The sequence below is a fragment of the Streptomyces sp. NPDC048248 genome, assembly GCF_043201875.1.
Classification (GTDB): Bacteria; Actinomycetota; Actinomycetes; order Streptomycetales; family Streptomycetaceae; genus Streptomyces.
This window is the reverse complement of the sequence record NZ_JBICZL010000003.1, coordinates 605,177-626,356: the sequence shown is the minus strand read 5'-3', so window position 1 is coordinate 626,356 and position 21,180 is coordinate 605,177. Positions and strand designations below refer to the sequence as shown.

Annotated in this window: 25 protein-coding genes; 5 read left to right on the top strand and 20 right to left on the bottom strand. The window is 72.0% G+C overall.

Translation table 11 applies throughout. The annotated features are described in order from the left end of the window. Window positions 1–20: 20 nt before the first annotated feature. From lgt to hisI, 11 genes are all read right to left on the bottom strand, one after another. On the bottom strand, window positions 21–1,133 hold the full coding sequence (lgt, locus tag ACGFZW_RS08845) for a prolipoprotein diacylglyceryl transferase (RefSeq protein WP_393892336.1): 1,113 nt from the start codon (window positions 1,131–1,133) through the stop codon (window positions 21–23). A gap of 115 nt (window positions 1,134–1,248) precedes the next feature. Further along, window positions 1,249–2,058, bottom strand: a complete 810-nt coding sequence (locus tag ACGFZW_RS08840; protein WP_393892335.1) for a thioredoxin domain-containing protein — start codon at window positions 2,056–2,058, stop codon at window positions 1,249–1,251. Between the two features lie 124 nt (window positions 2,059–2,182). Further along, window positions 2,183–3,001, bottom strand: a complete 819-nt coding sequence (gene trpA / locus ACGFZW_RS08835; RefSeq protein WP_393892334.1) for a tryptophan synthase subunit alpha — start codon at window positions 2,999–3,001, stop codon at window positions 2,183–2,185. Next, window positions 3,001–4,281: a tryptophan synthase subunit beta gene (trpB, locus tag ACGFZW_RS08830; protein ID WP_393892333.1), complete on the bottom strand. Its 1,281-nt coding sequence runs from the start codon at window positions 4,279–4,281 to the stop codon at window positions 3,001–3,003. Before trpB ends, trpA begins: the two co-directional genes overlap by 1 nt. Window positions 4,282–4,567: 286 nt before the next feature. Then, entirely contained in the window at window positions 4,568–4,807 is a 240-nt protein-coding gene (trpM, locus tag ACGFZW_RS08825) for a tryptophan biosynthesis modulator TrpM (RefSeq protein WP_393892332.1), read from the bottom strand. A 32-nt stretch (window positions 4,808–4,839) separates the two neighbouring features. Continuing rightward, on the bottom strand, window positions 4,840–5,649 hold the full coding sequence (gene trpC / locus ACGFZW_RS08820; protein ID WP_393892331.1) for an indole-3-glycerol phosphate synthase TrpC: 810 nt from the start codon (window positions 5,647–5,649) through the stop codon (window positions 4,840–4,842). A 217-nt stretch (window positions 5,650–5,866) separates the two neighbouring features. Further along, window positions 5,867–6,238 carry a DUF2752 domain-containing protein gene (locus ACGFZW_RS08815; RefSeq protein WP_393892384.1) on the bottom strand — a complete coding sequence of 124 codons (372 nt, stop codon included), beginning with the start codon at window positions 6,236–6,238 and terminating at the stop codon, window positions 5,867–5,869. A gap of 330 nt (window positions 6,239–6,568) precedes the next feature. Then, window positions 6,569–6,820, bottom strand: coding sequence for an HGxxPAAW family protein (locus tag ACGFZW_RS08810; RefSeq protein WP_393892330.1), 252 nt, complete (start codon window positions 6,818–6,820; stop codon window positions 6,569–6,571). Window positions 6,821–6,905: 85 nt separating this feature from the next. After that, a complete protein-coding gene (locus ACGFZW_RS08805; RefSeq protein ID WP_393892329.1) occupies window positions 6,906–7,556 on the bottom strand; it encodes a TIGR02234 family membrane protein in 651 nt (216 codons plus the stop codon). 98 nt (window positions 7,557–7,654) lie between these two features. Then, window positions 7,655–9,190 (bottom strand): anthranilate synthase component I, encoded by a 1,536-nt coding sequence (locus ACGFZW_RS08800; RefSeq protein WP_393892328.1) that lies wholly within the window; start codon window positions 9,188–9,190, stop codon window positions 7,655–7,657. 11 nt (window positions 9,191–9,201) lie between these two features. Next, window positions 9,202–9,615, bottom strand: a complete 414-nt coding sequence (gene hisI, locus ACGFZW_RS08795; protein WP_393892327.1) for a phosphoribosyl-AMP cyclohydrolase — start codon at window positions 9,613–9,615, stop codon at window positions 9,202–9,204. A gap of 24 nt (window positions 9,616–9,639) precedes the next feature. On the opposite strand from hisI, the gene ACGFZW_RS08790 reads away from it, so the two are divergent. Together ACGFZW_RS08790 and ACGFZW_RS08785 are read left to right on the top strand one after the other, a co-directional pair. After that, window positions 9,640–9,777: a hypothetical protein gene (locus ACGFZW_RS08790; RefSeq protein ID WP_393892326.1), complete on the top strand. Its 138-nt coding sequence runs from the start codon at window positions 9,640–9,642 to the stop codon at window positions 9,775–9,777. Window positions 9,778–9,869: 92 nt separating this feature from the next. Further along, window positions 9,870–10,502: a TIGR03085 family metal-binding protein gene (locus tag ACGFZW_RS08785; protein ID WP_393892325.1), complete on the top strand. Its 633-nt coding sequence runs from the start codon at window positions 9,870–9,872 to the stop codon at window positions 10,500–10,502. Between the two features lie 118 nt (window positions 10,503–10,620). Here the strand turns inward: ACGFZW_RS08785 and ACGFZW_RS08780 are convergent, their stop codons facing one another. Continuing rightward, window positions 10,621–11,523: a LysR family transcriptional regulator gene (locus ACGFZW_RS08780; protein ID WP_393892324.1), complete on the bottom strand. Its 903-nt coding sequence runs from the start codon at window positions 11,521–11,523 to the stop codon at window positions 10,621–10,623. Between the two features lie 95 nt (window positions 11,524–11,618). Here ACGFZW_RS08780 and ACGFZW_RS08775 point away from each other — a divergent pair, with 95 nt between their 5' ends. Genes ACGFZW_RS08775 through ACGFZW_RS08765 form a run of 3 tightly spaced genes read left to right on the top strand, consistent with a single transcriptional unit; the run spans window position 11,619 to window position 15,098 of the window. Next, a complete protein-coding gene (locus ACGFZW_RS08775) occupies window positions 11,619–12,344 on the top strand; it encodes a succinate dehydrogenase (protein WP_393892323.1) in 726 nt (241 codons plus the stop codon). A 1-nt stretch (window position 12,345) separates the two neighbouring features. Continuing rightward, window positions 12,346–14,295, top strand: coding sequence for a fumarate reductase/succinate dehydrogenase flavoprotein subunit (locus tag ACGFZW_RS08770; RefSeq protein ID WP_393892322.1), 1,950 nt, complete (start codon window positions 12,346–12,348; stop codon window positions 14,293–14,295). A gap of 59 nt (window positions 14,296–14,354) precedes the next feature. Further along, window positions 14,355–15,098, top strand: a complete 744-nt coding sequence (locus ACGFZW_RS08765) for a succinate dehydrogenase/fumarate reductase iron-sulfur subunit (protein WP_393892383.1) — start codon at window positions 14,355–14,357, stop codon at window positions 15,096–15,098. Window positions 15,099–15,211: 113 nt separating this feature from the next. On the opposite strand, the gene hisF is transcribed toward ACGFZW_RS08765, so the two are convergent. The 8 genes from hisF to hisD all read right to left on the bottom strand — a co-directional run bounded on the left by hisF (window position 15,212) and on the right by hisD (window position 21,096). Then, on the bottom strand, window positions 15,212–15,967 hold the full coding sequence (gene hisF, locus ACGFZW_RS08760) for an imidazole glycerol phosphate synthase subunit HisF (RefSeq protein ID WP_393892321.1): 756 nt from the start codon (window positions 15,965–15,967) through the stop codon (window positions 15,212–15,214). Next, window positions 15,964–16,368 (bottom strand): RidA family protein, encoded by a 405-nt coding sequence (locus ACGFZW_RS08755; RefSeq protein ID WP_393892320.1) that lies wholly within the window; start codon window positions 16,366–16,368, stop codon window positions 15,964–15,966. Before ACGFZW_RS08755 ends, hisF begins: the two co-directional genes overlap by 4 nt. 24 nt (window positions 16,369–16,392) lie before the next feature. Continuing rightward, window positions 16,393–17,124 carry a bifunctional 1-(5-phosphoribosyl)-5-((5-phosphoribosylamino)methylideneamino)imidazole-4-carboxamide isomerase/phosphoribosylanthranilate isomerase PriA gene (gene priA / locus ACGFZW_RS08750; protein WP_393892319.1) on the bottom strand — a complete coding sequence of 244 codons (732 nt, stop codon included), beginning with the start codon at window positions 17,122–17,124 and terminating at the stop codon, window positions 16,393–16,395. Next, a complete protein-coding gene (hisH, locus tag ACGFZW_RS08745; RefSeq protein ID WP_393892318.1) occupies window positions 17,124–17,765 on the bottom strand; it encodes an imidazole glycerol phosphate synthase subunit HisH in 642 nt (213 codons plus the stop codon). The genes priA and hisH overlap by 1 nt, the downstream gene beginning before the upstream one ends. Next, a complete protein-coding gene (locus ACGFZW_RS08740; RefSeq protein ID WP_393892317.1) occupies window positions 17,762–17,926 on the bottom strand; it encodes a hypothetical protein in 165 nt (54 codons plus the stop codon). The genes hisH and ACGFZW_RS08740 overlap by 4 nt, the downstream gene beginning before the upstream one ends. After that, window positions 17,923–18,516, bottom strand: a complete 594-nt coding sequence (hisB, locus tag ACGFZW_RS08735; RefSeq protein ID WP_393892316.1) for an imidazoleglycerol-phosphate dehydratase HisB — start codon at window positions 18,514–18,516, stop codon at window positions 17,923–17,925. The genes ACGFZW_RS08740 and hisB overlap by 4 nt, the downstream gene beginning before the upstream one ends. 112 nt (window positions 18,517–18,628) lie before the next feature. Then, on the bottom strand, window positions 18,629–19,777 hold the full coding sequence (locus ACGFZW_RS08730) for a histidinol-phosphate transaminase (RefSeq protein ID WP_393892315.1): 1,149 nt from the start codon (window positions 19,775–19,777) through the stop codon (window positions 18,629–18,631). Continuing rightward, a complete protein-coding gene (gene hisD, locus ACGFZW_RS08725) occupies window positions 19,774–21,096 on the bottom strand; it encodes a histidinol dehydrogenase (RefSeq protein WP_393892314.1) in 1,323 nt (440 codons plus the stop codon). The genes ACGFZW_RS08730 and hisD overlap by 4 nt, the downstream gene beginning before the upstream one ends. Between the last annotated feature and the right edge of the window lie 84 nt (window positions 21,097–21,180).

The following is a 21,180-nucleotide window of genomic DNA, read 5'->3' as shown; positions in this document are numbered from 1 at the left end:
GTCGCGCGCGACCGAGGTCGTCAGGACTTCTTCGTGCTGCCGCTCCCGGCGGGCTTCGCCGCATCCGCGGGCGCGTCCGGCCCCTGCGGCGCGTCGTCGCCGGTGTCCTCTGCGGAGCCGTCGGCGTCGGGCTGCGCGGCCTCCGGCTTGTCCTCGGCCGGCTCCGCCGCCTCGCCGTCGTCGGCCTCGGCGTCCGCCGCGGTCTTCGGCTCTGTCTTCGGCTCTGTCTTCTGCTCGGCCTTCGACTCCGCCTGCTTCTCGACGGAGACCTTGTCGCCGTCGGCACCCTCGGCGCCCTCGCCGTCCGCGGCCTGGGCCAGCGGCTCGACGACCGCCTCGCGGCCGGGCGCCCTCTTCGCGGAGACCACGAGGTAGGCGATGGCGCACAGGAAGACGATCAGCGCGGTCCAGACGTTCAGCCGCATGCCCAGGATGTGGTGCGCCTCGTCGACGCGCATGTACTCGATCCAGGCGCGGCCCGCGCAGTAGGCGGCGACGTAGAGCGCGAAGACCCGGCCGTGGCCCATCTTGAAGCGCTTGTCGGCCCAGATCACCAGCAGCGCGACACCGATGCACCACAGGGACTCGTAGAGGAAGGTGGGGTGGTAGGTGCCGCCGACCCGGCCGATCGCTGGGTCGGAGCTGATCTCCAGCGCCCACGGCACGTCCGTGGCGCGGCCGTACAGCTCCTGGTTGAACCAGTTGCCCCAGCGGCCGATCGCCTGCCCGAGAGCGAGGCCGGGCGCCAGCGCGTCGGCGTAGGCGGGCAGCGGGATGCCCCGCCGGCGGCAGCCGATCCAGGCGCCGACCGCGCCGAGCGCGACCGCGCCCCAGATCCCGAGGCCGCCTTCCCACACCTTGAAGGCGTCGAGGGGGTGGCCGCCCTCGCCGAAGTACGGCTCGTACGTCGTGATGACGTGGTAGAGGCGTCCGCCGACGAGCCCGAAGGGCACGGCCCACACGGCGATGTCCGCGACGGTCCCGGAGCGGCCACCGCGCTGGATCCAGCGCTTGTTGCCGAGCCAGACGCCGATGAAGACGCCGATGATGATGCAGAATGCGTAGCCGCGCAGCGGGATCGGGCCGAGATGTACGACACCGGTCGACGGGCTGGGAATGAATGCGAGGTCCATGGCAGGGTCGACGCTACCGCGCCGGGCGGGGTCGGCGACAACCCACCCGGCTACGGCTCCGTAACGACCCCGCCGTCCCACGCCATGACACTGCGTGTGCGGAGCGCGCCGGACGTCAGGACGCGGGCGCCGATCCGGTGCCGGACTTCTTGCCCTTGCCGGTGCCCTGCACCGCCTTCTTGAGGTCCGCCGGGGTGAACCGGCCGCCCTTGGCCTTGGCCAAGTCCTTGCCGTCGAGCAGCACGGTCGGTGTGCCGCGGTAACCGGAGGTGGCGAACGCGGAGTTGGACTTCTGCACGAAGCCGTCGTAAGTGCCTTCGTTGACGCACCGGGTGAAGTTGTCGGTCACCAGCCCCTTGACCTTGCCCGCCAGTTGGATCAGGTGCTTCTTGTCGGCGAACTTGTCCTGCGGCTCGGGCGGCTGGTTCGAGTACAGGACGTCGTGGAAGTCGCGGAACTTCCCGGTGTCCTGGGCGCAGAGTGCCGCGTTCGCGGCGTTGAGGGACCCCTTGCCACCCATGTTGCCGTCGATGATCGTCGCGAGGTGGTACTCGGTCTTCATCCGGCCGGAGTCCTCCAGCTCATGGATGACCGAGCGGAAACCGGTCTCGAACTGCTGGCAGGCGGGACAGCGGAAGTCCTCCCAGACCGTGAGAGTGGAGGGGGCGTTGACCGCGCCCACCGTGACGGCCGGCTTGTCCCCGTCGGCGACCGCCTTCGGCACCGCCATCTTGGCGTCGGTGGTGTCGTCGCCCCCCATGGCGGACGCCCAGACCGCTACGCCGCCGGCGACGGCCAGCACCGCGACGACCGATCCGGCGACGATCGCCTGGCGGCCGCGCCGGGCGCGCGCCTTCTCCTTCTCACGCTGTGCCTGCAGCCGCTCGCGGGCGCTGCTCTTTGCCTCAAGATTCTTTTGGCTCACACTCCTGGACAACGAAGCGGAGGGGTGCCGCTGCACCCCTCCGCACCGTTTTTCGCCCCTTTGGGGGATGGATCGACCGGCTGCACGCACCCACCCGCCCGGACGGGCGTACGTGCCTACGGCCCTATGCGCGCCTGCGCACGCCCTCTGCCAGTTCGCCCGCCAGGGCCCGGACGCCGGCGAGACCCGCCGTCAGGTCGCCGTCCTCCTCCAGCAGGCGCTTGACGAACGCGGAGCCGACGATCACACCGTCCGCGAACCGGGCCACCTCGGCGGCCTGTTCGGGGTTGGAGACGCCCAGGCCGACGCAGACCGGCAGGTCGGTGGTGGCGCGGGTGCGGGCGACCAGCTTCTCCGCCTCGCGACCGACGGACACGCGGGTGCCGGTGACGCCCATCAGGGAGGCGGCGTAGACGAAGCCGCTGCCCGCCGCGGTGATCTTGGCGAGCCGCTCGTCCCGGCTGCTCGGCGCGACCACGAAGACGGTGGCCAGGCCGTGCTGCTCGGCGGCCTTGCGCCACACCTCGGACTCCTCGACCGGCAGGTCCGGCAGGATGCAGCCGGCGCCGCCGGCCTCGGCCAGATCGGCGGCGAACCGCTCGACGCCGTAAGCGTCGACGGGGTTCCAGTAGGTCATGCACAGCACCGGCGCGCCCGTGGCCGCGTGCACCTCGCCGACCGTGCGGATCACATCGACGATCTTCACGCCGCCGCGCAGCGCGATGTCGTCCGCGGTCTGGATCACCGGCCCGTCCAGGACCGGGTCGCTGTGCGGCAGCCCGACCTCAACGATGTCGCAGCCGCCGTCCAGCATCTCGGTCATCGCCCGTACGCCGCCGTCCACGGTCGGGAAGCCCGCCGGGAGGTAGCCGACGAGCGCGGCGCGGTTCTCCGCGCGGGCCGCGGCCAGTACCGAGTTCAGCAGTTCGATGTTGCCTGCCATCACTTCTCCCCTTCGCCCGTGGGGCGGACGACGCCGTCCACGTCGGCTTCGCCCTTGTCGTCGTACAGCCCGAAGTAACGGGCGGCGGTGTCCATGTCCTTGTCACCGCGGCCGGAGAGATTCACCAGCAGCAGGCCCTCCGGGCCCAGCTCACGGCCCAGCTCCAGGGCGCCGGCCAGCGCGTGCGCGCTCTCGATGGCCGGAATGATGCCCTCGGTCTGCGACAGCAGTCGCAGGGCCTGCATCGCCCCGTCGTCGGTGACCGCGCGGTACTCCGCCCGGCCGACGTCCTTGAGGTAGGCGTGCTCGGGGCCGATACCGGGGTAGTCCAGGCCGGCCGAGATGGAGTACGGCTCGGTGATCTGGCCGTCCTCGTCCTGCAGGACGTAGCTGCGGGAGCCGTGCAGGATGCCCGGGGTGCCCTCGGTGAGGGTGGCCGCGTGCTCGCCGCTCTCGACGCCGTGGCCGCCCGGCTCGCAGCCGACCAGCCGGACGCTCGCGTCGTCGAGGAAGGCGTGGAAGAGGCCGATGGCGTTGGAGCCGCCGCCGACGCAGGCCACGGCGGCGTCGGGCAGGCGGCCGGTGCGCTCCAGGAGCTGGCGGCGCGCCTCGACGCCGATGACGCGGTGGAAGTCGCGGACCAGGGCGGGGAACGGATGGGGGCCGGCGACCGTGCCGAAGAGGTAGTGGGTGCGGTCGACGTTGGCGACCCAGTCCCGGAACGCCTCGTTGATGGCGTCCTTGAGGGTGCGGCTGCCGGACTTCACGGCGATGACCTCGGCGCCGAGCATCCGCATCCGGGCGACGTTGAGAGCTTGGCGCTCGGTGTCGATCTCGCCCATGTAGATGGTGCATTCGAGGCCGAAGAGGGCACAGGCCGTCGCGGTGGCGACGCCGTGCTGGCCGGCGCCGGTCTCGGCGATGACGCGGGTCTTGCCCATCCGCTTGGTGAGCAGTGCCTGGCCCAGCACGTTGTTGATCTTGTGCGAGCCGGTGTGGTTGAGGTCCTCGCGCTTGAGGAACACCCGCGCGCCACCGGCGTGTTCGGCGAACCTCGGCACCTCGGTGAGCGCGCTGGGCCGGCCGGTGTAGTTGACCATCAGGTCGTTGAGCTCGACCGCGAACGCGGGGTCGGCCTTGGCCTTCTCGTACTCCGCGGCGACCTCGTCGACCGCGGCGACCAGCGCCTCGGGGATGAACTTGCCGCCGAAGGCACCGAAGTAGCCCTCGGGGCTCGGCACACGACCCTCGGGGTCGGGAAGGAAGAAATCGGAGGACATCTGACGCACTCCTAGGCCGGGGCAGTCGCCCCGGAAGTCCGGTTATGTCGGGATGTAGGCATCACGGTATGCGTCGCACACAGGCGTCGTTCGGTGCCACCGCGGAGCCCGTGGGGCCGCTTTCGTGGACGGCTCGTGCGGGGCGGGAGGTGCGGTCGGCAGCGTCGTACGCCACGTCGGCCTGGAGCACGGTGCCGCCGTGGTGGGTCTACGGGCGGCGGCCGGGAGGCGGGATGCGGTCATCGGACCGCCGCTCCCTGCGGCCTGTGCGTGCGGGGCCGGCGCGTCAGCGCGCGGACCCCGGTCGCCATCGCATGCCGTTGATCTGTCCCGGCTCGGAGCCGATGTGGTACCTGACCCGGCGGCCGTGGACACGGCGGGCGGGCGCCCGGCAGCCGCGCGGCCGGCAGCCGCGGACGAGCGCCGGGTAGGGGGCACGGGCGCCACCCGCTGCGGCGCGCACACCGGCCGGGCCCGGGTGGGGTACCCGGGCCTGGCGGCGGATGCCTGCGGTGGTGGCGGTCATGTCGGCGTCCTGTGCCCTGGCTGTCCGGCCGCTCAGGACCGGCCGTGGCGGATCGCCGGGTGCGAACCCGCGGCGACCAGGTCGGCGACGGCGGTCTTGGGGTCCTTGCCGGTGACCAGCGACTCGCCGACCAGGACGGCGTCCGCGCCGTCGTTGGCGTACGCGATCAGGTCGTGCGGCCCGCGCACGCCGGACTCGGCGATCTTGACGATGTGGTCGGGGATCTCGGGGGCGATCCGGGCGAAGTTGCCGCGGTCGACCTCCAGGGTCTTGAGGTTGCGGGCGTTGACACCGATGATCCGGGCGCCGGCGTCGACCGCGCGGGCGGCCTCCTCCTCGTCGTGCACCTCGACCAGCGGCGTCAGGCCGATCGACTCGGCCCGCTCGATGAGCGAGACGAGTGCCTCCTGCTCCAGCGCGGAGACGATCAGCAGCGCGAGGTCGGCGCCGTAGGCGCGGGCCTCCCAGAGCTGGTAGGCGGTGACGATGAAGTCCTTGCGCAGGACCGGGATGTCGACCCTCGCGCGGACCGCTTCGAGGTCGGCAAGCGATCCGCCGAACCGGCGCTGCTCGGTGAGGACGGAGATGACCGCCGCGCCGCCCGCTTCGTAGTCGGCGGCGAGCCCGGCGGGGTCGGCGATCGCGGCGAGCGCGCCCTTGGAGGGGCTGGAGCGCTTCACCTCGCAGATCACCGTGACGCTGTCGCCCTTGAGCGCGGCGACGCCGTCCTTGGCCGGTCGTGCCTTCTGCGCCCGGTCCTTGAGCTCGTCGAGGCCGACGCGCGCCTGCCGCTCGGCGAGGTCGGCGCGGACTCCGTCGATGATCTCGTCGAGCACACTCACGCGAGCGGCCTCCTTCTTGAACGGTGGAGGTGGACAGTGACCCTCGGGGCGAGAATCCGTCCCAGCAGGCACTCCGATGGTATCCGCCGCGGGGCGCAGGTCTCGCATCCGGTTGACGGTGGTCCCACAACCTGGACATCTGCGGGCTTCTCACGACGTGCGGAGCGGCCGGGGAATGCGGGTCGGCGCACACGGCGCGAACGGCGCGGTCGGCCGGTCACGGGATCAGGCCGGTGCCGAAGGGCAGATTGCGCAGGACCGTGAAGGCCAGGGCCAGCCCGCCCAGAGCCCACCAGTGCCCGGCGCGCGGGCGGGGCCCCAGGGTGTGGCGTCCGCGTGCCGCGCGGGCCAGCCAGGCCGCCAGGAAGAGCGCGAAGGCGGCGTAGCCGGCCACCGCGAGGGCATTGGCGCCCAGGGCCGCGACGAGGTCACCGTGTGCGACCGCGTACGCGCTCCGCAGCCCTCCGCAGGCCGGGCAGTAGATGCCGGTGAGGTGCAGCAGCGGGCAGACCGGGTAGTGGCCGGGCTCGTGGGGGTCGACGGCCCCGACGTAGGCGAAGGCGGCGGTCACGGCCGTGAGGGTGCCCAGGGGGGCCGCGAGGCGGCGCTGCGGGCTCCGTCGCGCGCTCGCACGGGTTTCGGTCGGGGGGTCCTCGCTCGCGGCCGGGGGCCTGCCGGGAGGTCCGGCTGCCGGGCGGGTCCCCCACCGGGCAGCAGGCGGGGTTCCCGGTCCGATCCGGTCCGCGCGCTCGCTCACGCTGCCGATTGTGCTGCGGCATGCGCGAAGGCGCAGCTTCTCGGCCGCCGTACGGGGGTGGCACGGACGGCGGGTACGGCACGAGGTGTGCGTACGGGCCGGGAAGCGGCGCCTTCGGGGTACTGCCGGGTGGCGCCGGGATCCGGCGCCACGGAGGAGAGGTCAGCCCTCCTGGGGCTGCGCCTGCGCCGCCGTCGTCGCGCGCGGCTTCGCCGAGCGCTTGGGGGCGTCACCCAGACCGGCCATGCGCATCAGGCCGCCGACCACGGCGCCGAGGCCGATCAGGGCCATGCCGGCCCAGAACCCGGGCACGTTCGCCAGCACGATGAAGGCACCCGCGACGCAGAAGCCGATGAACGAGATGATGACGCCGGTCCAGGCGGCGGGGGTGTGTCCGTGGCCACTGCTCGACATGAATGCTCCTCGTTGCTCTTTCGCGCCGGGGTCGGGGCGCGGTGATCCTCGGCGTCCATTGTCACCGATGCCGCGGGGCACACGGTTACCGGGTGGGGTCCTCGCCGCGGTCCAGGGACTTCCAGATCTCTTCCGGCCGGTCCAGATCCGGCGCGGCCGGGGCGCGACGCGGACCGCGGACGCCGCCCGGCGTCCGCTCGTAACGGCCCGACATCGCAGGCCAGTAGCGGCCGTGGAGCAGTGCCAACGCCCCGGCGATCAGCAGCAGCACGCCGCCGGTCGCGGCCACCCAGGGCCACAGGGTGTGCGTGACGTGATGCACATCGGTTCCGGTCAGGCCGACGGCGGTGGCGGCCTTCTCCCGCAGCGCCGAGGTGTCGGAGTTGCCGAGCACGGCGGCGACGACGGTGCCCAGGCCGCTGAGCGCGAGCAGCGCGGCGACCGCGATCCGGCCCGCGCGGCGCACCGCGAAGACGGCCACCAGCGCGGCCAGGCCGACGACGGCGAGCGCGCCGGGCACGCCCGTCACGTCGCTTCCGGTCACCCGGCGCGGCAGCTCGCCCTGGGCGAGGACCGCGGTGCCCTCGGCCCAGGTGCGGCCTGAGGACAGCAGCGCGAGGCCGGCGCCCAGCGCGCCTGCCAGCAGCGCGAAGGCGAGGCTGCGCTTGGCGCTGCTGGGCGCGGCCGGCGCGGGCGCGGGCTCGGCGTCTGTACGGGGCTGGGATACGGCACTCACGCGTACCACTATCGCGCACCGTGGGGTGGGGGCCGCCGCGCGGGGTGTGCGGTACGGATTCCGCGGGCGCCGGCCGCCGTCCCCGGCGGGGTGCGTCGCTACGGCGCCATGCGGTTGGCGGTGTGCACCGCCCGGAGGACCGCGGCGGCCTTGTTGCGGCACTCGGTGTCCTCGGCGACCGGGTCGGAGTCGGCGACGATGCCGGCGCCCGCCTGGACGTAGGCGGTGCCGTCCCGCAGCAGGGCGGTGCGGATCGCGATGGCGGTGTCGGAGTCCCCGGCGAAGTCGAGGTAGCCGACGCAGCCGCCGTAGACGCCGCGACGGGTCGGCTCCAGCTCCTCGATGATCTGCAGGGCCCGCGGCTTGGGGGCGCCGGAGAGGGTGCCCGCGGGGAAGCAGGCGGTGAGCACGTCGAAGGCGGTGCGGCCCGCGGCGACCTGCCCGGTGACCGTGGAGACGATGTGCATGACGTGGCTGTAGCGCTCCACGGACATGAAGTCGACGACCTCGACGCTGCCGGGCTCGCAGACCCGGCCCAGGTCGTTGCGGCCCAGGTCGACGAGCATCAGGTGCTCGGCGCGCTCCTTGGGGTCGGCCATCAGCTGGTCCGCGAGCGCCTGGTCCTCCTGGACGGTCGCGCCGCGCGGGCGGGTGCCCGCGATGGGGTGCACCATCGCCCGGCCGTCCTCGACCTTCACCAGCGCCTCGGGGCTGGAGCCGACCACGTCGAAGGCGCCCCCGTCACCGCCCTCGAAGCGGAAGAGGTACATGTACGGGCTGGGGTTGGTGGCCCGCAGCACGCGGTAGACGTCCAACGCGCTTGCGGTGCAGGGGGTTTCGAACCGCTGGGAGGGCACGACCTGGAAGGCCTCGCCGGCCCGGATCCGCTCCTTGATGTCCTCGACGACCTCCTGGAACTCCTCGCCGCCCCACTTCGCGGTGTACGGGGGCACCTCGGAGGGCGGCAGGGCCGCCGCGCTCGCGTGCGCGGGGCGGGCGAGGTCGTCGGCCATGGTGTCGAGCCGGGCGACCGCGTCGGCGTACGCCTCGTCGATGCCGGTGTCGAGGTCGTTGTGGTTGATCGCGTTGGCGATCAGCAGGACCGTGCCGTTCCAGTGGTCGAGGACCGCGAGGTCGGAGGTGAGCAGCATGGTCAGCTCGGGCAGCCGGAGGTCGTCGGTGGTGTGGTCACCGATCTTCTCCAGCCGGCGCACGATGTCGTAGCCGAGGTAGCCGACCATGCCGCCGGTGAACGGCGGCAGGCCCGCGCCCTCGATGAGGTCGCGGGGGGTGTGCAGGGCCTCGACGGTCGCGCGCAGGGCGGCCAGCGGGTCGCCGTCGGTGGGTACGCCGACCGGCGGGGTGCCCAGCCAGTGCGCCCGGCCGTCGCGCGCGGTGAGCGTCGCGGCGCTGCGGACGCCGATGAAGGAGTAGCGCGACCACGTCCGGCCGTTCTCCGCGGACTCCAGCAGGAAGGTTCCGGGGCGCTCGGCCGCGAGTTTTCTGTAGAGCCCCACCGGGGTGTCGCCGTCCGCCAGCAGGCGCCGGGTGACGGGGATGACCCGCCGGTCCTTGGCGAGGGTGCGGAAGGTGTCGAGGTCCGGAGTGGCGGTGCCGGTGGTTCCCGTGGTCATGGGAGCGGAGCCTACTGGTCCGTGGGGGACGCGAGGGTCAGCACATCCGCGTCGAAGCAGGTGCGGTCGCCGGTGTGGCAGGCGGCTCCGACCTGGTCGACCTTGACCAGAACGGTGTCGGCGTCGCAGTCCAGGGCGACGGACTTGACGTGCTGGACGTGGCCCGAGGTGTCGCCCTTGACCCAGTACTCCTGGCGGCTGCGCGACCAGTACGTGCAGCGGCCGGTGGTGAGCGTGCGGCGCAGCGCCTCGTCGTCCATCCAGCCGAGCATCAGCACCTCGCCGGTGTCGTACTGCTGGGCGATGGCGGGGACGAGGCCGTCGGCGCCGCGCTTGAGGCGGGCGGCGACGGCGGGGTCCAGGGTGGGGGCGGGAGAGGACGTGGCGGGGTCCTGCTCGGCGGCGCGGCTGCTCATGGTGTCCATTGTGCCGTGCGGCATCCTGCTGACATGCATCAGCAGCAGCCGCCCCGCCCGCCACCGCCGCAGGAACCGGACCCGGACCGCGCCGGCCGGGTCGCGGTGATCGTGCTGGGCTCGGTGTTCGCGGCCGCGGTGGTGGTGAGCGTGGTGCTGTGGTTGCGGTGAGCGGCGGCGTTCCGGTGCGCGGCCCCGGGGACGCGCACCCCGGTGCGCGCGGTGCCGTGGCAGCGCCGGGAGGCCGGTCGTAGGCTGACCGTATGTCGACCCATGCGAAGCGTGAACGACTCCTTTTCGCCGACCTGTTGGAGAGCGCAGGTCCCGACGCGCCGACCCTGTGCAAGGGCTGGACGACGCGGGAACTGGCCGCGCATCTGGTGGTGCGCGAGCGGCGGGTCGACGCGGCCGGCGGGATCCTCGTCAAGCCGCTGGCCGCGCGGCTGGAACGGGTGCAGGCCGAGTTCGCGGCCAAGCCGTACGAGGAGCTGATCCAGCTGATCAGGACGGGGCCGCCACGGCTGTCGCCGTTCGCCCTCAAGCAGATCGACGAGGCGTCCAACACCGTCGAGTTCTACGTCCACGCCGAGGACGTGCGGCGGGCGCAGCCGGACTGGGCCGCGCGGGAGCTGGACCCGGTCTTCTCGGACGCCCTGTGGACCCGGATCGAGCGGCTGTCCCGGGTGCTGGGACGCAAGTCGCCGGTCGGGCTGGTGCTGCGGCGGCCGGACGGGCGGACGGCGGTGGCCCATCGGGGCACTCCGGTGGTCACGGTCGTCGGTGAGCCCGGTGAGCTGACGATGTTCACCTTCGGCCGGCAGGCGGTGGCGGATGTGGAGCTGGACGGTGACAAGGACGCGGTGGCACGGGTGAGGCAGGCCGAACTCGGGCTGTGACCGTCGCCGGGCGCGCGGCCGTGGCCTGCCGATGCGGTGTCCCGGATCCGTATCCGCGCTGTGGTGGGATGCGCTGTCCTTGGATGTCCGTGGCCCGTAGCCGCGCGCTTCCGCCCGGTCAGGACCTGTCCATGTCCAGGTCCAGGTGCTCCCTCAGGATGCGTTCCAGTTCGCGCGCGGCGCGGGGCGGAGAGACGTCGCCTCGGTGGGCCACGGAGACCACGCGGTGCATGCCGGGGGTCGCGAAGCGGGTGACCCGCAGGCCGGAGCGCTCGGCGACCATGCTGGGGACCACGGCGACGCCCAGCCCTGCCCGGACGAAGCCGAGGACGGCGTCCATCTCGCCGCCCTCCACCGTGAAGGTCGGCTCGAAGCCCGCCGCCCGGCACGCCGCGGTGGTGAATTCCCGCAGGTCGTAGCCGCGCCGGAACATGGCGAGCGGGCGTCCGCGCAAGTCCTCGACGCGGATGCGGGTCCTGCGGCCCTCGGGGGCCGGGCGGTCCGGGGCGGAGACCACGACGAGTTCCTCGCGCAGCAGCTCCGAGGTGGCCAGGGCGGGTGCCTGGCCGGGCAGCGGCGTGATGATCAGGGCGAGGTCCAGTTCGCCGTCGGCGAGTGCGCGGACGAGGTCCTGGGAGCCGTCCTCGGTGACGATCAGGTCCACGCCGGGGTAGGTGGCGTGGAAGGCCCGCAGGACGTCGGGGACCAGGCTCGCGCAGAGGCTGGGCGGGGCGCCGAGGCGCAGTCGCCCGCGGCGCAGCCGGGCGACCTCCTGGACCTCGCGGCGCGCCGTCTCGGCATCGGCCAAGATGCGGCGTGCGAGCGGGAGCAGGGTCTCCCCGGCGTCGGTGAGGGTGATGTGGCCGCGTGCGCGGTGGAACAGCTCGGCACCCAACTCCCGCTCCAGAGAACGGATCTGCTGGGAGAGGGAGGGCTGCGCCACGTGTTCGCGCTCGGCGGCGCGGGTGAAGTGGCGGGTGTCGGCCACCGCGGTGAAATAGCGGAGCTGTTGCAGCTGCATGGGTGCCATCGTATGCGTCAATAGGCTGTCTCTATGGAGATGAGCCGTTCCATGTCTTGGACTGATCGGGGTTGTCGTCCCTACCTTCGGGACTCATGGCACTGGACACGCGGACGGATCGACGGCCGTCCTTCGCCGGCCTCCTGTGGGGCTCGACCGTCGGCAAGAAGACGGCCATGGCCGTCAGCGGCATCGTGATGCTGCTGTATCTGGTCGTCCACATGCTGGGCAATCTCAAGATCTTCTTCGGGTCGGTGGACTTCAACGGCTACGCGGCCTGGCTGCGCACCATCGGCGAGCCCTTCCTGCACCACGAGTGGTTCCTGTGGATCGCGCGGGTGGTGCTGGTCGCCGCGGTGGTGACCCACGCCGTGGCCGCCTACCAGCTCAGCCGGCGCGACATCGCGGCCCGGCCGGTGAAGTACGCCCGCCCCGCCGCCGGGCAGCGGAGCAAGCGGCGCCGGGCGAGCTACGCCACCCGCACCATGCGCTGGGGCGGCGTCATCCTCGGCCTGTTCATCGTCTGGCACATCCTGGACCTGACGACGCTGACGGTGAATCCGCGCGCCGAGGCCGGCCACCCGTACGAGAACGTCGTGGCGACCTTCTCGACCTGGTACGGCAACACCGTCTACATCGTGGCGATGCTGGCCCTGGGTCTGCACGTACGGCACGGCTTCTGGAGCGCGGCGCAGACGCTCGGCGCCGGCAGCGCCGCCCGTGACCGGGTGCTCAGGACGACCGCCACTGTTCTCGCGCTGCTGCTGACGGCGGGCTTCATCTTCGTGCCCGTCGCCGTCATGACCGGATGGGTGAGCTGACGTGACCGCATACACCGACTACGCGACCGGCGCCCCGGTCGCCGACACCAAGGCCCCGCGGGGTCCGATCGCCGAGCGCTGGGACACCCGCCGCTTCGAGGCGAAGCTGGTCAACCCCGCCAACCGGCGCAAGCACACCGTGATCGTCGTCGGCACCGGCCTCGCGGGCGGCGCCGCCGGCGCCACGCTCGCCGAACAGGGCTACCACGTCGTGCAGTTCTGCTACCAGGACTCACCGCGCCGGGCCCACTCCATCGCCGCGCAGGGCGGCATCAACGCCGCCAAGAACTACCGCAACGACGGCGACTCCATCCACCGCCTCTTCTACGACACCGTCAAGGGCGGCGACTTCCGCGCCCGCGAGTCGAACGTGCACCGGCTGGCGCAGGTCTCGGTGGAGATCATCGACCAGTGCGTGGCGCAGGGCGTGCCGTTCGCCCGCGAGTACGGCGGGCTGCTCGACACCCGCTCGTTCGGTGGCGTCCAGGTCTCCCGGACCTTCTACGCCCGCGGCCAGACGGGGCAGCAGCTGCTGCTCGGCGCCTACCAGGCGCTGTCGCGGCAGATCGCGGCGGGGAACGTGGAGATGCACTCCCGCACCGAGATGCTGGACCTGATCGTGGTGGACGGGCGGGCGCGCGGCATCGTCGCCCGCGACCTGATCACCGGGAAGATCGACACCTACTTCGCCGACGCGGTGGTACTGGCCTCCGGCGGCTACGGCAACGTCTTCTACCTCTCCACCAACGCCATGAACTCCAACGCGACCGCTGTCTGGCGGGCGCACCGTCGCGGCGCCTACTTCGCCAACCCCTGCTTCACCCAGATCCACCCCACCTGCATCCCGCGCACCGGCGACCACCAGTCCAAGCTGACCCTGATGAGCGAGTCGCTGCGCAACGACGGCCGCATCTGGGTGCCCAAGGCGCGGGGTGACGCGCGGTCGCCGAAGGACATTCCCGAGGGCGAGCGCGACTACTACCTGGAGCGGATCTACCCGGCCTTCGGCAATCTCGTCCCCCGCGACATCGCCTCCCGCGCGGCGAAGAACGTGTGCGACGAGGGCCGCGGGGTCGGCCCCGGCGGCCAGGGCGTCTACCTCGACTTCGCCGACGCCATCGCCCGGATGGGCCGCAAGGCCGTCGAGGCGAAGTACGGCAACCTCTTCGACATGTACGCCCGGATCACCGACGAGGACCCCTACGAGGTCCCGATGCGGATCTATCCGGCCGTGCACTACACGATGGGCGGTCTCTGGGTCGACTACGACCTCCAGACGACCGTCCCGGGCCTGTTCGCCATCGGTGAGGCCAACTTCTCCGACCACGGCGCCAACCGCCTCGGCGCCTCCGCCCTGATGCAGGGACTGGCCGACGGCTACTTCGTGCTGCCGTCCACCATCAACGACTACCTCGCCCGCAATCCGCACGAGGACGGGATCGACAGCGCTCACCCGGAGGCGGTGGCGACCGTGCGGCAGACCGAGGAGCGGCTCGCCGCGCTGCTGGCAGTGGACGGGGACCGGACGCCGGACTCCTTCCACCGCGAGATCGGCGAACTCATGTGGGAGTACTGCGGGATGGCCCGTACCGACGACGGCCTGCGCAAGGCGCTCGACCGGATCCCGCAGATCCGCGAGGAGTTCTGGCGCCGCATCAAGGTTCCCGGCACCGGCGCGGAGTTCAACCAGTCACTGGAGAAGGCCAACCGCGTCGTCGACTACCTCGAACTCGCCGAGCTGATGTGCCTCGACGCACTGCACCGGGCGGAGTCCTGCGGCGGCCACTTCCGCGAGGAGTCCCAGACCCCCGACGGTGAGGCCGCCCGTCGCGACGAGGCGTTCTCCTACGCCGCCGCCTGGGAGTTCACCGCCACCGGCGACGCCCCCACCCTCCACAAGGAAGACCTCGTCTTCGAATACGTCCACCCCACTCAGCGGAGCTACGCATGAGCGCCTCTTCCCGGGGGGCACAGCGCCCGACGGCGGCTACGCCGCAGGCCGCCTCCACCATGTCCCTCACCCTGCGCGTCTGGCGCCAGAAGAACGCCGGCGCGGACGGCACGATGTCCACGTACGAGGTCGACGGCATCTCCCCCGACATGTCCTTCCTGGAGATGCTCGACACCCTCAACGAGTCGCTGATCCTGGCCGGCGACGACCCGGTCGCCTTCGACCACGACTGCCGCGAGGGCATCTGCGGCGCCTGCAGCCTCGTCATCAACGGCGATGCCCACGGGCCGGAGCGGACCACCACCTGTCAGCTGCACATGCGGTCCTTCGCCGACGGCGACACCATCGACATCGAACCGTGGCGCGCCGCCGCGTTCCCGGTCGTCAAGGACCTCGTCGTCGACCGGTCCGCCTTCGACCGGATCATCCAGTCCGGCGGCTACATCACCGCCCCGACCGGCGCCGCCCCCGAGGCGCACGCCACCGCCGTCCCCAAGCCGGCCGCCGATGCCGCCTTCGAGCACGCCGAGTGCATCGGCTGCGGCGCCTGTGTGGCGGCCTGCCCCAACGGCTCGGCGATGCTGTTCACCTCGGCGAAGGTCAACCATCTCAACCTCCTGCCGCAGGGCTCTCCCGAACGCGGGTCCCGCGTCCTGGACATGGTCGGCACGATGGACGACGAGGGCTTCGGCGGCTGCACCCTGACCGGCGAGTGCGCGACGGCCTGCCCCAAGGGCATCCCGCTGTTCAGCATCACCAAGATGAACCGCGAGTTCGTCCGGGCGGCCCGCAAGCGGCCGTGACGGGCGCATGAGGGGCATCGGCCCCGCGGAACGAACTGGAGGGCCCCCCGGAAATGCGGGGGGTGCCTCCAGGTGTTCATGGTGGGCCGGCCGCGGCCCCCACCCCTGCCGGGCTACCGCACCGGGTGCCCCGCCTCGCGGAGCGTGTCCTTGACCTGGCCGATGCGCAGATCGCCGAAGTGGAAGACGGACGCGGCCAGGACGGCGTCGGCGCCTGCGGCCACCGCCGGGGGGAAGTGGTCGAGGCGGCCCGCACCGCCCGAGGCGATGACGGGGACGGTGACGTGCTTGCGCACCGCCTCGATCATCTCGATGTCGTAGCCGTCCTTGGTGCCGTCGGCGTCCATGGAGTTCAGCAGGATCTCGCCGGCGCCCAACTCGGCGGCGCGGTGCGCCCATTCCACGGCGTCGATGCCGGCGGAGCGGCGGCCGCCGTGCGTGGTGACCTCGAAGGAGCCGGTGTCCGTACGGCGGGCGTCGACCGAGAGCACCAGGACCTGGCTGCCGAAGCGCTCGGCGATCTCCCGGATCAGCTCGGGCCGGGCGATCGCGGCGGTGTTGACGCCCACCTTGTCGGCCCCCGCCCGCAGGAGCTTGTCGACGTCCTCCGCAGCGCGGACCCCGCCGCCGACGGTGAGCGGGATGAAGACCTGCTCCGCGGTGCGGCGGACGACGTCGTAGGTGGTCTCGCGGTTGCCGGAGGAGGCGGTGATGTCCAGGAAGGTCAGCTCGTCGGCGCCCTCCTCGCCGTAGATCTTGGCCATCTCCACGGGGTCACCGGCATCGCGGAGGTTCTGGAAGTTCACGCCCTTGACGACCCGGCCGTTGTCCACGTCCAGGCAGGGGATGACACGGACCGCCAGGGTCATTGGTCAGGCTCCTCGGGGGTTTCTCGGAAGGCTTCGAGTTCTACTTCGACCAGCACACGGGAGTCGACGAACCCGGAGACCACGACCAGGGTCGCGGCGGGCGGGTGGTGGGCGAAGACTTCCCGGTGGGCGCGGCCGACGGCGTCCACATCGCGTGCGTGGGTGAGATACAGGCGGGTGCGCAGCACGTCGTCGACACCCAGCCCGAAGGGGGTGAGCGCCGTCAGCGCGTTGGCGAGGGCGACCCTGGTCTGCTCGTAGGGGTCGCCCTCACCGTGCAGGACGCCGTCGACCAGGGGCATGGTGCCGGCGACCAGGACCCGGTCACCGGCCGCCACCGCGCGTGCGAAGCCGATGGCCTCTTCCCAGGGACTTCCGGTCCGTACGCGCTCGATGGTCATCACGCCGCCTTTCGGTCACACCGCTTACGACACTGCCGCCAGGGCCTCTTCCAGCGTGAACGCCTTCGCGTAGAGCGCCTTGCCGACGATCGCGCCTTCGACACCTTCCGGTACCAGGGTCGCAAGCGCCCGCAGATCGTCAAGCGAGGAGACGCCACCGGAGGCGACGACGGGCCGGTCGGTGGCCGCGCAGACGTTCTTGAGCAGCTCCAGGTTGGGGCCCTGGAGGGTGCCGTCCTTGTTGATGTCGGTGACGACGTAGCGGGCGCAGCCCTCGGAGTCCAGGCGGGCCAGCGTCTCGTAGAGGTCGCCGCCGTCCCGGGTCCAGCCGCGGCCGCGCAGCGTCGTACCGCGCACGTCGAGGCCGACGGCGATCTGGTCGCCGTGCTCGGCGATGACCTTGGCGACCCACTCGGGGGTCTCCAGGGCGGCGGTGCCGAGGTTGACGCGGCGGCAGCCGGTGGCGAGCGCCGCGGCCAGCGACGCGTCGTCGCGGATACCGCCGGACAGCTCGACCTTGATGTCCATCGAGCGGGCGACCTCGGCGATCTGCGCCCGGTTGTCGCCGGTGCCGAAGGCCGCGTCGAGGTCGACGAGGTGCAGCCATTCGGCGCCGGCCTGCTGCCAGGCGAGGGCGGCCTGGAGCGGGTCGCCGTAGGAGGTCTCGGAGCCGGACTCGCCGTGGACGAGGCGGACGGCCTGGCCGTCACGGACATCGACGGCGGGGAGCAGTTCGAGCTTCGACGCGTTCGGCATTACAGGGTCTCGATCCAATTGGTCAGGAGCTGGGCACCGGCGTCGCCGGACTTCTCGGGGTGGAACTGGGTGGCCCACAGCGGGCCGTTCTCGACCGCGGACACGAACGGGGCGCCGTGCGTGGTCCAGGTGACCTTGGGGGCGGCGATGTGCGGGTTGCCCGTCTCCAGCTCCCAGTCGTTCACCGCGTAGGAGTGCACGAAGTAGTAGCGGGCGTCGCGGTCCAGGCCGGCGAAGAGCTGGGAGCCCTCCGCGGCCTCGACGGTGTTCCAGCCCATGTGCGGGACGACATCGGCCTTGAGCGGGCCGACCGTGCCTGGCCACTCGTCCAGGCCCTCGGCCTCCACGCCGTGCTCGATGCCGCGCCCGAAGAGGATCTGCATGCCGACGCAGATGCCCATGACGGGGCGGCCGCCGGACAGCCGGCGGCCGACGATCCAGTCGCCGCGGGCGGCCTTCAGGCCCTGCATGCAGGCGGCGAACGCGCCGACGCCGGGGACCAGCAGGCCGTCGGCGTTCATCGCGCGCTCGTAGTCCCGGGTGATCTCCACCTCGGCGCCGACGTGTGCCAGGGCGCGCTCGGCGGAGCGGACGTTACCGAAGCCGTAGTCGAAGACGACGACCTTCTTGGGGGCGGTCAATTCCACACCTCCAGCCGCATGACGCCCGCCACCAGACACAGCGCGGAGCCGATGGCGAGCAGGGTGATCACGCTCTTGGGCAGCTGCTGCTTCCAGAAGGAGTAGACGCCACCGAGCAGGAAGAGGCCGACGAGGATGAAGACGGTCGACAGTCCGTTCACAGGGCACCCTTGGTCGAGGGGAGGATCCCGGCCGCACGGGGGTCGCGCTCGCTGGCGTAGCGCAGGGCGCGGGCCAGGGCCTTGAACTGGCACTCCACGATGTGGTGGGCGTTACGGCCGTACGGGACGTGGATGTGCATGGCGATCTGGGCCTGCGCGACGAACGACTCGAAGATGTGCCGGGTCATCGTCGTGTCGTAGCTGCCGATCATCGGCGCCATCGACTCGGGCTCGGTGTGCACCAGGTACGGGCGGCCGGAGAGGTCGACGGTGACCTGGGCGAGCGACTCGTCCAGGGGGACGGTGCAGTTGCCGAAGCGGTAGATGCCGACCTTGTCCCCGAGGGCCTGCTTGAAGGCGGCGCCCAGGGCGAGGGCGGTGTCCTCGATGGTGTGGTGGGTGTCGATGTGCAGGTCGCCGTCGGTCTTGACCTTCAGGTCGAAGAGGCCGTGCCGGCCGAGCTGGTCGAGCATGTGGTCGTAGAAGCCGACACCTGTCGACACATCGACCTGGCCGGTGCCGTCGAGATCGATCTCGACGAGGACCGAGGTCTCCTTGGTGGTGCGCTCCACGCGTCCGACGCGGGTCATCGCGATACTCCTGGTTCGTGCTGGCGGTAAGGGTCCGACGCGCGGTGACCGCGGACTCGGCTGGGGGTCCGGGGAGCGTGCCCCGGAAGCTGCGGTACGTCTGCCGTGCGGCTCATCGCCCGTGCTCCTTGAGGACCGCGCGCACGGCGTCGAGGAACGCGTCGTTCTCGGCCGGGGTGCCCGCGCTGACGCGCAGCCAGCCGGGCACGCCGTTGTCCCGGACCAGCACGCCGTGGTCGAGGATGGCCTGCCAAGTGGCGTGCGAGTCCTCGAAGAGGCCGAACTGCACGAAGTTGGCGTCGGAGTCGACGACCTGGCAGCCGGCCGCGCGCAGCTCGGTGACCAGGCGGTCGCGTTCGGTCTTGAGCTGCTCGACGTACTTCAGGAGCGTGTCGGTGTGCTCCAGGGCGGCGAGCGCGGTGGCCTGGGTGACGGACGAGAGGTGGTACGGCAGCCGGACGAGCTGGACGGCGTCGACCACGGCGGCGTCGGCGGCGAGATAACCCAGCCGGAGCCCGGCGGCGCCGAACGCCTTGGACATGGTCCGGGAGACGACCAGGTTCGGCCGGCCCTCGATCAGCGACAGCAGCGACGGGCGGTGGCTGAACTCGCCGTACGCCTCGTCGATCACGACCAGCGCCCCGGCGCTGTCGGCCTTGGCCGCCTGGGCCGCGTCGTACAGCGCGAGGACGGTGTCGGCGTCGACGGCGGTGCCGGTGGGGTTGTTCGGCGAGCAGATGAAGACCACGTCGGGCCGGCGGGCGGCGATCTCGGCGCGGGCCGCGGCGACGTCGATGGTGAAGTCGTCGTTGCGCGCGCCGGAGATCCAGCCGGTGCCCGTGCCGCGCGAGATCAGGCCGTGCATGGAGTACGACGGCTCGAAGCCGAGGGCGGTGCGGCCCGGTCCGCCGAAGGTCTGCAGCAGCTGCTGGATGACCTCGTTGGAGCCGTTGGCGGCCCAGACCTGGTCGGCGTCGACCGCGTGGCCGGCGGTGCGGGTGAGGTACGCGGCCAGCTCGGTGCGAAGCTCGACGGCGTCCCGGTCGGGGTAGCGGTTGAGTTCGCGGGCGGCGTCGGTGACCCGCTCGGCGATCCGCCGCACCAGCGGCTCGGGCAGCGGGTAGGGATTCTCGTTGGTGTTCAGGCGTACGGGGACGTCCAGCTGCGGGGCGCCGTAGGGCGACTTTCCGCGCAGCTCGTCGCGGATGGGGAGCGCGTCGATGCGGGACGAGGAGGGATTGCGGGTCACGTGCCTGCTCACTTGCTCTGCGGAACCTTCCAGTCGAACCTGGCCTTCAGCGCGGCGCCGTGGGCCGGGAGGTCCTCGGCCTCGGCGAGGGTCACCACATGGTGGGCGACCTCCGCGAGCGCGTCGCGGGAGTAGTCCACGACGTGGATGCCGCGCAGGAACGACTGCACGGACAGGCCCGAGGAGTGGCAGGCGCAGCCGCCGGTGGGCAGGACGTGGTTGGAGCCGGCGCAGTAGTCGCCGAGGGAGACCGGGGCGTAGGGGCCGACGAAGATCGCGCCGGCGTTGCGGACCCGGGCGGCGACGGCGGAGGCGTCGGCGGTCTGGATCTCCAGGTGCTCGGCGCCGTAGGCGTCGACGACCTTCAGGCCGGCGTCGAGGCCGTCGACGAGGACGATCGCGGACTGCTGCCCGGCCAGCGCCTCGGTGATCCGCTCGGTGTGCTTGGTGGCCTCGACCTGCTCCTTGAGCTCGGCCTCCACGGCCTCGGCGAGCTCGGCCGAGTCGGTGACCAGGACGGCCGCGGCGAGGGTGTCGTGCTCGGCCTGGCTGATCAGGTCCGCGGCGACGTGGCCCGGGTCGGCGGTGGCGTCCGCGAGGATGGCGATCTCGGTGGGGCCGGCCTCGGCGTCGATGCCGATGCGGCCCTTGAGCAGGCGCTTGGCGGAGGCGACGAAGATGTTGCCGGGGCCCGTGACGAGATTGACCGGCAGGCATTCCTCGGTGCCGTAGGCGAACATCGCGATGGCCTGGGCGCCGCCGGCCGCATAGACCTCGTCGACGCCGAGCAGGGCGCAGGCGGCGAGGATGGTCGGGTGCGGCAGGCCGCCGAACGCCTTCTGCGGCGGGGACGTGACGGCGATGCCCTCGACGTCGGCTTCCTGGGCGGGGACGACGTTCATCACGACGGACGAGGGGTAGACCGCCAGGCCGCCGGGGACGTACAGCCCGACCCGCTCGACCGGCACCCAGCGCTCGGTGACCGTGCCGCCGGGGACGACCTTGGTGGTGGTGTCCGTACGGCGCTGTTCGCGGTGGACGATCCGGGCGCGCCGGATGGACTCCTCCAGGGCGGCCCGGACCGCCGGGTCGAGCTCCTGGAGGGCGCGGCCGAGGGCCTCGGCCGGCACCCGCACCTGCTCGATGTCGACGCCGTCGAACCGCCGCGCATAATCGATCAGCGCCGCGGTGCCACGATGGCGTACGTCCTCGCAGATGGGCCGCACCTTCTCCAGGGCGGCTTCCACGTCGAACTCGGCACGGGGCAGCAGGTCGCGCAGGGCGCCGCCCTCGGGGAGGGCGTCACCGCGCAGATCGATTCGGGAGATCACCCTCCCAGTGTCTCAGACCCGATCTCGCGCCCGACCGGGCGTATCACTCAGTGATACACAGCCACACACAGCCTGGACACGTGC

Bases quoted from the DNA above. Each gene is read 5' to 3' on its own strand.
- lgt (WP_393892336.1), bottom strand. From the start codon at position 1,133: ATGGACCTCGCATTCATTCCCAGCCCGTCGACCGGTGTCGTACATCTC.
- trpA (WP_393892334.1), bottom strand. From the start codon at position 3,001: ATGGCAGGCAACATCGAACTGCTGAACTCGGTACTGGCCGCGGCCCGC.
- trpB (WP_393892333.1), bottom strand. From the start codon at position 4,281: ATGTCCTCCGATTTCTTCCTTCCCGACCCCGAGGGTCGTGTGCCGAGC.
- trpM (WP_393892332.1), bottom strand. From the start codon at position 4,807: ATGACCGCCACCACCGCAGGCATCCGCCGCCAGGCCCGGGTACCCCAC.
- ACGFZW_RS08810 (WP_393892330.1), bottom strand. From the start codon at position 6,820: ATGTCGAGCAGTGGCCACGGACACACCCCCGCCGCCTGGACCGGCGTC.
- ACGFZW_RS08800 (WP_393892328.1), bottom strand. From the start codon at position 9,190: ATGACCACGGGAACCACCGGCACCGCCACTCCGGACCTCGACACCTTC.
- hisI (WP_393892327.1), bottom strand. From the start codon at position 9,615: ATGGACACCATGAGCAGCCGCGCCGCCGAGCAGGACCCCGCCACGTCC.
- ACGFZW_RS08790 (WP_393892326.1), top strand. From the start codon at position 9,640: ATGCATCAGCAGCAGCCGCCCCGCCCGCCACCGCCGCAGGAACCGGAC.
- ACGFZW_RS08785 (WP_393892325.1), top strand. From the start codon at position 9,870: ATGTCGACCCATGCGAAGCGTGAACGACTCCTTTTCGCCGACCTGTTG.
- ACGFZW_RS08780 (WP_393892324.1), bottom strand. From the start codon at position 11,523: ATGCAGCTGCAACAGCTCCGCTATTTCACCGCGGTGGCCGACACCCGC.
- ACGFZW_RS08775 (WP_393892323.1), top strand. From the start codon at position 11,619: ATGGCACTGGACACGCGGACGGATCGACGGCCGTCCTTCGCCGGCCTC.
- ACGFZW_RS08765 (WP_393892383.1), top strand. From the start codon at position 14,355: ATGTCCCTCACCCTGCGCGTCTGGCGCCAGAAGAACGCCGGCGCGGAC.
- hisF (WP_393892321.1), bottom strand. From the start codon at position 15,967: ATGACCCTGGCGGTCCGTGTCATCCCCTGCCTGGACGTGGACAACGGC.
- ACGFZW_RS08755 (WP_393892320.1), bottom strand. From the start codon at position 16,368: ATGACCATCGAGCGCGTACGGACCGGAAGTCCCTGGGAAGAGGCCATC.
- priA (WP_393892319.1), bottom strand. From the start codon at position 17,124: ATGCCGAACGCGTCGAAGCTCGAACTGCTCCCCGCCGTCGATGTCCGT.
- hisB (WP_393892316.1), bottom strand. From the start codon at position 18,516: ATGACCCGCGTCGGACGCGTGGAGCGCACCACCAAGGAGACCTCGGTC.